The following is an 8,008-nucleotide window of genomic DNA, read 5'->3' on the forward strand; positions in this document are numbered from 1 at the left end:
CCGAGCGCACCTCGGCCCCGCACGAGCCGCGCGCCGACGATCCCCGGGTGCTCGCCCGCGAGCAGCTGCAGCGCGCCGACGCGGCGGTGAACGAGTTCCGCGCCCGCGTACGCAGCGACCTCCGCACGCACGTCGCGCGGGGAGGGGACCTCGCCGCGACGTTCGTCGACGAACTCCTCGCCGACCTCGACCGCGTCGCGCGCGAGGTCACCCGTCACATCCGCGGCTGAGCCGCAGCATTCTCGTCCTCTCGCCCTCGCCCTCGCCCGCGCGACCCGCGAGAGAACTGCTGACGGCCGAGAGGTAGGGCGCTTTCCCTCCTCTCGGCCGTCAGATGCACTCTCGCGGTCCGCGAGTGCGGGACGTGGGCGTCCGGGACGAAGGTCGTCAGGCCGGCCAGATGTCCTCGTCGTCGGGGACGGGCTCGCCCAGCGGCACGACCAGGATGGGCCGATACTGCCGGTGCGCGAGCCTGGCACCGACCGAGCCGGTGAAGAACTCACGGATCGACTCGCCGATCCCGCGCTTGCGCGTGCCGACGACGATCAGCCGCGCATCGATCTGATCCGCGAAGTGCTTGATCGCCATCGCCGGATCCCCGACGAGCTGGCGGACGCTCCATTGGAGCTCGGAGTCGCCGAGGAGGGCGGCCGCGGCATCCTGCACCCGCACCAGGTCGTTCTCGCCCGACGCGATGTTCATGTCGATGGGCGCGGAGTGCACGTAGCCGTCGGGGTCTTCGTACGTGACGAACCGCGTGACGTCGACATGCACGACGGCCAGCGGCGCATGGAAGAGCTTGGCGTAGCGTGCGGCCTCTTTGAGGACCCGCGAGGAATGGTCGGGGATGACCCCCACGATCACCGCGCCGTGCAGCTTCTCGTTGTCGCTCGCGTCGCTCGGGGTCTCGGATGCCTCGTCGGTCATATGTCCGCACTCCTCCTGCGTCGGCGGCCCCGGAGCCGCCGATGCTCGGGGCCCCGTGTTATCCTGAATGCTACTCTTACCGGTTCGAAGCCGGATTCGTGAATGCCCGGGTTTGCAGCGGCTGAGAGCCCGCAGATAGCCCGCGACTCTACTATGAGGGGGTCTCGCATGGGGCGTGGCCGTCAGAAGGCGAAGCACACCAAGATCGCCCGTGAGCTGAAGTACGACACGTACAACGTGAACTACTCTGCGCTCGAGCGCGAACTCGGTCACCAGTCGAACGACGAGTACATCGACAAGTGGGCCGACGAGTACAACGACGAGGACGAGGACGAGACGTCACCCGTCTCGTCCTCGCAAGCCTGACCTCTACTCCGTAATCGTCGCGGCGTCGTTGCGACGCTGCGCTTCGGCGGTGGATGCCGCACGTCGTGCGCGCCGTGCGCGCCACCAGGTCCAGAACCGATCGAGCATGCGCTTGAACCATCCGGCCACCCGGCGCGCCCAGCGGAACTCCGTTCCGAGCACGGCGAGGCCCAGGAACACCACGAGCCATCCCGGTCCGGGCAGCGGCACCAGCAGCAGCCCGCCGATGGCGAGCGTCCCGCCGACCACGCCGACGCCTGTGCGGTAGGCGGCGTTCAGGCGCGGGTGCGTGTCGATCCACATGCGCATGCGACGCAGCATCCATCTGATCGGACGACTCGGGCGCTCCGCGGCAGCGATGTCGGCGCGAACCGTGGTCTCGAGGCTGTCGGGCGTCGTCATGACTCGACGCTAACACGATATATCGCGAATTGGCTGGGAGTCGGATGCCTCACCAGGCGCCGTGCCGGCGCTCCCAGTCATGCTCGACGGTGTGCGGCCGCGCGGCGACGACGCCCGCGGGAATGGCTGCCGCAACCACGCATGCGAGCACGATCAGCGGACCCGTCCACGAGCCGGTCGCGTCGTGGAGCAGGCCGACTCCGACCGGGAACAGCGCGACGATCGCGTAACCCCCGCTCTGCACGAAGCCGCTGAGAGCGACCGAGCCCTCGTGGGTGCGTGTGCGCAGACCCAGCAGCACCAATACCAGCGGGAAGAGCAGCGGAGCGAGGCCCAGCAGTGCGACCCACAGCCACGGCGCGGTCGTGGGCACGAGCAGCATCCCCCCGATGCCCGCCAGCCCCGCGGCGACGGCGGCGCCGAACAGCGTGCGGGTGGCGTTCCAGCGCGTCACGAGCAGCGGGACGAGCAGCGAGCACGGCAGGCCCATCGCCGCGAACAGCGCAAGCAGCGCTCCGGCCGTCGCCGCGGTGACGCCCGCGATGTCGACGAGGATCGTGGGCAACCACGCGAACGACACGTACGCCAGCACGCCGGAGACGGCGAAGCCCACCAGGAGCGCCCACGCGATGGGCAGCCGCCACATGCGGCCCAGCGCGCGAGGGCTCGCCGGCACGATGTCGCCGCCGTCTTCACCGCTCGCGCTCCTCGCGTCGCGGTCGTGCGATGCCCGGCGCACCGCGAGCTGGATCCACGGAACCATCGCCACGAGCGAAAAGACGGCCCACAACCCGAGCGAGGAACGCCAGTGCATGGCGTCCGCGACCGGAACCGCGACGAGGGGCGGCAGGAAGGTCGACGCCGCCATGGTCGTCGAGAAGACAGTGGTCAGCAGCCCGATACGGTCGGGGAAGTAGCGCTTGACGAGCGGCGGCAGCAGGATGTTGCCCGTGCCGACGGCCGCGAATACGAGCGCGGTGCCGGCGAGCAGCAGTCCCGAGCTCGGTGCGAAGCTGCGCGAGATGAGCCCGACCGACACGACGGCCATCGCGATGACGGCGAGGCGCTCCAGCCCGAATCGCCGCTCGAGCGCGGGTGTGAGCAGTCCGAAGATCGCGAAGCACACCGGCGGCGCGGTGCCGATCAACCCGATCACCGCGGCCGACACCTCGAAGTCCGCGGCGATGTGATCGAACAGCGGTGACAGCGACGCGACCGCCGACCGCAGCGAGAACGCGAACAGCACGATGCCGGCGAGCGCGAGAGTGCGGCCCTGCCAGAGTGGGCGGGCAGTGGTCGACGTCACTCGTAAGAGCCTACGGGCGCTCGCACACACCCAGCGTCGCCGGCGGGACGGATGCCCTCCGGCCCGGCGTCGGTGGGGTTCAGGGGGCGCAACACGCGGAATCCGCGGCGTCACTCCGCGTGTCGCGACCCCCGAACCCTCCGGAGTCTCTCGAAGGAACCACCGCGTGCGGGTTCGGGGGGACGAGCCCGGATGACGAGCCGGGGATGACGGTCCGGGGGGTCAGGACTCCTGCGAGCCCTCGACCCAGGCCAGGTATTCGTCGGTCACGGCCCCGGTGATGTAGCGGCCGTCGAAGCAGCTCATGTCGAGGTCCTCGAGGTCGGAACCCTCGAGGATCGCGGCTTTGAGGTCTTCGACCTCCTGGTACACGACGAAGTCGGCGCCGAGCTCCTGCGCGATCTCGGGGATCGTGCGGCCGTGCGCGACGAGCTCGTGCCGCGACGGCATGTTGATGCCGTACACGTGGGGGTAGCGCACGGGCGGCGCGGCCGAGGCGAACGTGACGGTCTTGGCGCCGGCATCCCTCGCCATCTGGATGATCTCTTTCGACGTCGTGCCGCGCACGATCGAATCGTCGATGAGGAGTACGTTCTTGCCCTTGAACTCGCTCGACATCGCGTTGAGCTTCTGCCGGACGCTTCGCTTGCGCGCGGCCTGGCCCGGCATGATGAAGGTGCGGCCGACGTAGCGGTTCTTGTAGAAGCCTTCGCGGTACTCGACGCCGAGCTTGCGGGCCACCTGCATCGCCGCAGGACGCGACGAGTCGGGGATCGGCATGACGACGTCGATCGCCTCGCGCGGTGTGTGCCTGGCGATCGTGTCGGCGAGGCGCTCGCCCATGCGCAAGCGCGCCTCGTACACGGCGATGCCGTTCATCACCGAGTCGGGGCGGGCGAGGTAGACGTACTCGAACGAGCACGGCACCAGCTGCGGGTTCTTCGCGCACTGCTTCGTGTGGAGGTTGCCCTCGAGGTCGATGAACACGGCCTCACCGGGGTCGACGTCGCGCACGATCTCGAACTCGCCGTTCTCGAGCACGAGCGATTCGCTCGTGACGACCCACTCGTAGTGCCCGTCGTCGTGCTTGCGCGTGCCGAGGATGAGGGGACGGATGCCGAACGGGTCGCGGAACGCGAGCAGCCCGTAGCCTGCGATCAGGGCGATCGCGGCGTACGAGCCCTCGACGCGCTCGTGCACGCGGGTCACCGCCTGGAACACCTGCTCGGGGTCGAGCTCGAGGCCCGAGATCGAGGTCTGCAGCTCGTTGGCGAGGACGTTCACGAGCAGCTCGGTGTCGGAGCTGGTGTTGAGGTGGCGCCGGTCCTTGTGGAAGAGCTCGGCGGTGAGCTCGCGCGTGTTGGTGAGGTTGCCGTTGTGGACGAGGACGAGGCCGTAGGGCGCGTTCACGTAGAACGGCTGGGCCTCCTCCTCGTTCGACGCGGTGCCCTTGGTGGCGTACCGCACGTGGCCCAGGCCGATCTCGCCGAGCAGCGCGCGCATGTCACGGGTGCGGAAGGCCTCGCGTACCTGGCCCCGCGCCTTGTGCATGTGCACCGTGCCGCTGCGCTCGGCGGTCGACATCCCGGTCGAGTCCTGTCCTCGGTGCTGAAGCAGGAGGAGGGAGTCGTAGATCTCCTGGTTGACGGGGCCGCGCCCCACCATCCCGACGATTCCGCACATGGGTGTTGCTCGCTCCGTGTCGTTGTTCGGGTTCGCGGCTCAGCGAGCCGTGTGATCTGCGTATGCGCCGACGAGGCGCACCGCGCCGCCGTCGACGCCCTTGGCCCCCTGCTCCCAGGGGTCGCCGGCGGGGCGGTCGCCGCCGCGGACGACCCCGACCTGCCACGTCGCGATGCCGACGCCTGCGAGAGCGGATGCCGCGGCCTCCGCCTTCTCGGCTGCCACCACGGCGAGGAATCCGATGCCGAGGTTCCAGGTGCCCTCGGTCGACTCGAGGTCGAGTCCGCCGAGCTCGGCGAGCACGCGGAACACGGTGGGCGGCGACCACGTCGACCGGTCGACCTCGACCCACGTGCCCTGCGGGAGCACGCGCGCGAGGTTCGCGGCGATGCCGCCGCCGGTGACGTGGCTGAGGGCGTGGACCGCGTCGCCCGTCTCGGCGATGAGACGCAGCAGCGGCTGGGTGTACAGGCGGGTCGGCTCGAGCAGGGCCTCGCCCCACGTCGTGCCGAGATCGGCGGCGTTGTCGCCGTACTGGATGCCGGCTCCCGCGACGATGTGGCGTACGAGCGAGTATCCGTTCGAGTGCAGTCCCGAGCTCGCGAGGGCGAGCACGGCGTCGCCGTCGCGCACCCGCTCCGCCCCCAGCGTGCGGGAGGCCTCGACGATGCCGGTCGCGGCGCCTGCCACGTCGTAGTCGTTCACCCCGAGGAGGCCGGGGTGCTCGGCTGTTTCGCCGCCCACCAGCGCGGTGCCGGTCTCGGCGCAGCCCGCGGCGATGCCGCGGACGATGTCGGCGATGCGCTCGGGGAAGACCTTGCCGCATGCGATGTAGTCAGTCATGAACAGCGGCTTCGCCCCGACCACGACGATGTCGTCGACGACCATCCCGACGAGGTCCTGGCCGATGGTGTCGTGCTTGTCGATGGCCTGCGCGATCGCGACCTTCGTGCCGACGCCGTCGGTGCTCGTCGCGAGCAACGGCTTGTCGTAGGCCTTGAAGGCCGATGCGTCGAAGAGCCCCGCGAACCCGCCGACCCCGCCGAGCACCTCGGGACCGTGGGTGCGACGCACGGCCGACTTCATCAACTCGACGGCGAGGTCGCCGGCGGCCGTGTCGACGCCGGCGGCCGTGTACGGGTTCACGGGCTGGGCGGGGGCATCGCGTTCGGAGGAGGCCACGGCTACCAGCCTACCGGCGGCCCGCCGGGCCGGACGCCGGGTGACCGATGCCTGGGGCCGGCCTCGACGCGACGTTCCAGGCATCCGTCCTCCGCCCGTTCGTCTGGCAGGACTCCTCGCGGGCTACGGGCGTGTTCGCGGCGTGTCGGGGCGGTGGGCCGCCGAATCTCCTGCGACGCGAACCGCCGATCCGCTCGGGACCGCCGGACCTAGAATGGGCGGCATGGGCAGCACCGCCGCTCCGGAATGGCTGATCCGCGAAGACGCCGGTCAGCCGGTGCTTCTTGCCCTCTATCTGCGCCAGGTGCTCGGAATCCGCTCGCCCGAAGAGCTGCCGCACCTGCGCGGCATCCCGCCGCGCGCGAACGACCGCGGCGAGGAGGCACAGGCGCTGCTCGAGCGGCAGTGGCGCGAGTACTGGGCGATGACGGTCGAGCCGCAGGCGCATCCGTCGCCGATTCCGCTGGATCTCGTCGACGGGTTCGAGACGCTGCTCGCCCTCCCGGCCGAGGGTGCCGACGAGCTGCGGGCGGCGGTCATCCCGCACGCGGCCGAGGCCCTCGCGTTCTCGCAGTCCGCCAACGCGCGCTACCGACGCGACGCGTCGCACGGCATGGGCACGGCGTACCGGGCGTATGCGAGCGCCATCGCGGAGTACGAGCGGCAGGTCGGCCGCCGCGCGCACTCGTTCGAGCTGAACGTGCAGGTGCTGCCCCTGACGCAGCGCGGCGTGTGGTGGATCGGCTCGCTCACGATCGCCGTCACCGACGGACTGCGGGGGGATGTCGCGGCCTTCGACGCTGCGATCCACCCGATCATCGCCGAGCTGGCCTGACCCGCGTCAGTGGCCGGGGCCGTGGCCGTTCGTGCCGGGCTCGGGATCGACGTGCACCGAGGCATGGTCGACCGCGACGTCGTGCGTGCGGCGCTGCGAGCGGCGGTCGAGGATGAGCGCCAGGGTGCCGGCGAGCGCGATGCCGATCGGCGCGCAGACGAGCACGAGGAAGCCGAACACCTGACCCTGCGAGTACTCGACGCCGGTGTTGGGACTGGCCTCGGCGCTGCCGTCGAACGCGAACGTCAGGATCATCGCCACCAGCACCCCGAGTGCGGCCCCTGCGATGAGGAACACCGAGATCTTCGGTGCCCGCCGTACGCGGACGGTCTCGATGTGGTCCTGGCTGTGCTCGGGCATGGGTCCATTGTCGCACCGCCCGCACCGGCGCACACCGGCACGCCGAATCCGCTGCCCGCGGGATCAGGGACGCAGCGGAAGCAGGTGCGAGATGTCGGCGCGGGTGCCCGAGGCGCTGATGCGGCCGGCGGCTGCGGCATCCGTCCACTGCTCGGCGCCCGTCGCGAGCGCGATCCAGGTCGCGGCATCGGTCTCGACGACGTTCGGGGGCGTGCCGCGCGTGTGGCGCGGCCCCTCGATGACCTGCACCGCGCCGAACGGCGGCACCCTCACCTCGACCGAGTTGCCCGGCGCCTTCTCGGCCAGCAGCTGCAGCAGATAGCGCACGGCCGTCGCGCGGTCGGTGCGGGAGGGGACGGCGGGTGCCGTGACTGCCCCCGCGACGGCGGCCAGGGCCGCGCGGCCGTCGTCGGTCGTGATCCTGCGGGGCATGCCATCCACGGTACGCGCGAAAGCGCCGGGCTCAACTGCGCACTTCGGCTTCTCGGCGGCGCGCATGCCGCGATCGAGCCCGGCGCTTTCACCGCGTCCACCGGCACGAACGTCAGAATTCAGGAAAGGGGGGCAGGAGCCGTCCGCGGCGCCGCGCGGCGTGCGGCGTGTCTCCTGATTTCTCGGCACGGTCGGCGCCCGCAGCCGCTCGGTAGGCTGGGGCGCGTGAAGATCCTGGTCCTCGGCTCGGGCGCGCGGGAGCACGCCATCATCCTCGCGCTGCAGGCGGAGGAGGCCGAGCACGAGATCTTCGCGGCTCCGGGCAACGCCGGCATCGCGCACGACGCACAGCTGGTCGCTCTCGACGCGAACGACCCGGCAGCCGTCACCGCCTTCGCGAACGAGAACCACGTCGGCCTGGTCGTCATCGGCCCCGAGGCGCCCCTGGTCGCGGGCGTGGCCGACGCGGTGCGCGAGCGCGGCATCCCGGTGTTCGGACCGGGCAAGGCGGCCGC

General features: G+C 70.8%; 9 protein-coding genes and 2 pseudogenes. 4 read left to right on the forward strand and 7 right to left on the reverse strand.

Features of this window, described 5'->3' with window-relative positions; genetic code table 11:
- Positions 1–230 (forward strand): annotated as a pseudogene (locus EIO58_RS09015) (PadR family transcriptional regulator); the annotation flags it as partial.
- Positions 231–387: 157 nt separating this feature from the next.
- Here EIO58_RS09015 and EIO58_RS09020 read toward each other — a convergent pair.
- The gene (locus EIO58_RS09020; protein WP_127819251.1) at positions 388–927 is read right to left on the reverse strand and encodes a universal stress protein; all 540 of its coding nucleotides are present in this window, start codon (positions 925–927) and stop codon (positions 388–390) included.
- Positions 928–1,095: 168 nt separating this feature from the next.
- Between EIO58_RS09020 and EIO58_RS09025 the strand changes: the two genes are divergently transcribed.
- The gene (locus EIO58_RS09025; RefSeq protein WP_127819252.1) at positions 1,096–1,293 is read left to right on the forward strand and encodes a DUF3073 domain-containing protein; all 198 of its coding nucleotides are present in this window, start codon (positions 1,096–1,098) and stop codon (positions 1,291–1,293) included.
- A 3-nt stretch (positions 1,294–1,296) separates the two neighbouring features.
- Here EIO58_RS09025 and EIO58_RS09030 read toward each other — a convergent pair whose 3' ends face one another.
- From EIO58_RS09030 to purM, 4 genes are all read right to left on the reverse strand, one after another.
- Positions 1,297–1,695 (reverse strand): TIGR02611 family protein, encoded by a 399-nt coding sequence (locus tag EIO58_RS09030; protein WP_240658659.1) that lies wholly within the window; start codon positions 1,693–1,695, stop codon positions 1,297–1,299.
- A gap of 49 nt (positions 1,696–1,744) precedes the next feature.
- The gene (locus tag EIO58_RS09035) at positions 1,745–3,001 is read right to left on the reverse strand and encodes an MFS transporter (protein ID WP_127819253.1); all 1,257 of its coding nucleotides are present in this window, start codon (positions 2,999–3,001) and stop codon (positions 1,745–1,747) included.
- A 222-nt stretch (positions 3,002–3,223) separates the two neighbouring features.
- A complete protein-coding gene (purF, locus tag EIO58_RS09040; protein ID WP_127819254.1) occupies positions 3,224–4,684 on the reverse strand; it encodes an amidophosphoribosyltransferase in 1,461 nt (486 codons plus the stop codon).
- 39 nt (positions 4,685–4,723) lie between these two features.
- The gene (gene purM, locus EIO58_RS09045) at positions 4,724–5,866 is read right to left on the reverse strand and encodes a phosphoribosylformylglycinamidine cyclo-ligase (RefSeq protein WP_274543205.1); all 1,143 of its coding nucleotides are present in this window, start codon (positions 5,864–5,866) and stop codon (positions 4,724–4,726) included.
- A gap of 223 nt (positions 5,867–6,089) precedes the next feature.
- On the opposite strand from purM, the gene EIO58_RS09050 reads away from it, so the two are divergent.
- The gene (locus EIO58_RS09050) at positions 6,090–6,701 is read left to right on the forward strand and encodes a zinc-binding alcohol dehydrogenase (RefSeq protein ID WP_127819255.1); all 612 of its coding nucleotides are present in this window, start codon (positions 6,090–6,092) and stop codon (positions 6,699–6,701) included.
- A gap of 6 nt (positions 6,702–6,707) precedes the next feature.
- Here EIO58_RS09050 and EIO58_RS09055 read toward each other — a convergent pair whose 3' ends face one another.
- Entirely contained in the window at positions 6,708–7,061 is a 354-nt protein-coding gene (locus EIO58_RS09055; RefSeq protein WP_127819256.1) for a potassium transporter Trk, read from the reverse strand.
- A gap of 63 nt (positions 7,062–7,124) precedes the next feature.
- Positions 7,125–7,493 carry a sterol carrier family protein gene (locus EIO58_RS09060; protein WP_127819257.1) on the reverse strand — a complete coding sequence of 123 codons (369 nt, stop codon included), beginning with the start codon at positions 7,491–7,493 and terminating at the stop codon, positions 7,125–7,127.
- A gap of 225 nt (positions 7,494–7,718) precedes the next feature.
- Between EIO58_RS09060 and EIO58_RS09065 the strand changes: the two are divergent.
- A pseudogene (locus EIO58_RS09065) lies at positions 7,719–8,008 on the forward strand (phosphoribosylamine--glycine ligase); the annotation flags it as partial.

Origin of the sequence: Microbacterium sp. CPCC 204701, from assembly GCF_004010105.1 — a bacterium.
Taxonomy (GTDB): Bacteria; Actinomycetota; Actinomycetes; order Actinomycetales; family Microbacteriaceae; genus Microbacterium.

Bases quoted from the DNA above. Each gene is read 5' to 3' on its own strand.
- EIO58_RS09020 (WP_127819251.1), bottom strand. From the start codon at position 927: ATGACCGACGAGGCATCCGAGACCCCGAGCGACGCGAGCGACAACGAG.
- EIO58_RS09025 (WP_127819252.1), top strand. From the start codon at position 1,096: ATGGGGCGTGGCCGTCAGAAGGCGAAGCACACCAAGATCGCCCGTGAG.
- EIO58_RS09030 (WP_240658659.1), bottom strand. From the start codon at position 1,695: ATGACGACGCCCGACAGCCTCGAGACCACGGTTCGCGCCGACATCGCT.
- purF (WP_127819254.1), bottom strand. From the start codon at position 4,684: ATGTGCGGAATCGTCGGGATGGTGGGGCGCGGCCCCGTCAACCAGGAG.
- EIO58_RS09050 (WP_127819255.1), top strand. From the start codon at position 6,090: ATGGGCAGCACCGCCGCTCCGGAATGGCTGATCCGCGAAGACGCCGGT.
- EIO58_RS09055 (WP_127819256.1), bottom strand. From the start codon at position 7,061: ATGCCCGAGCACAGCCAGGACCACATCGAGACCGTCCGCGTACGGCGG.
- EIO58_RS09060 (WP_127819257.1), bottom strand. From the start codon at position 7,493: ATGCCCCGCAGGATCACGACCGACGACGGCCGCGCGGCCCTGGCCGCC.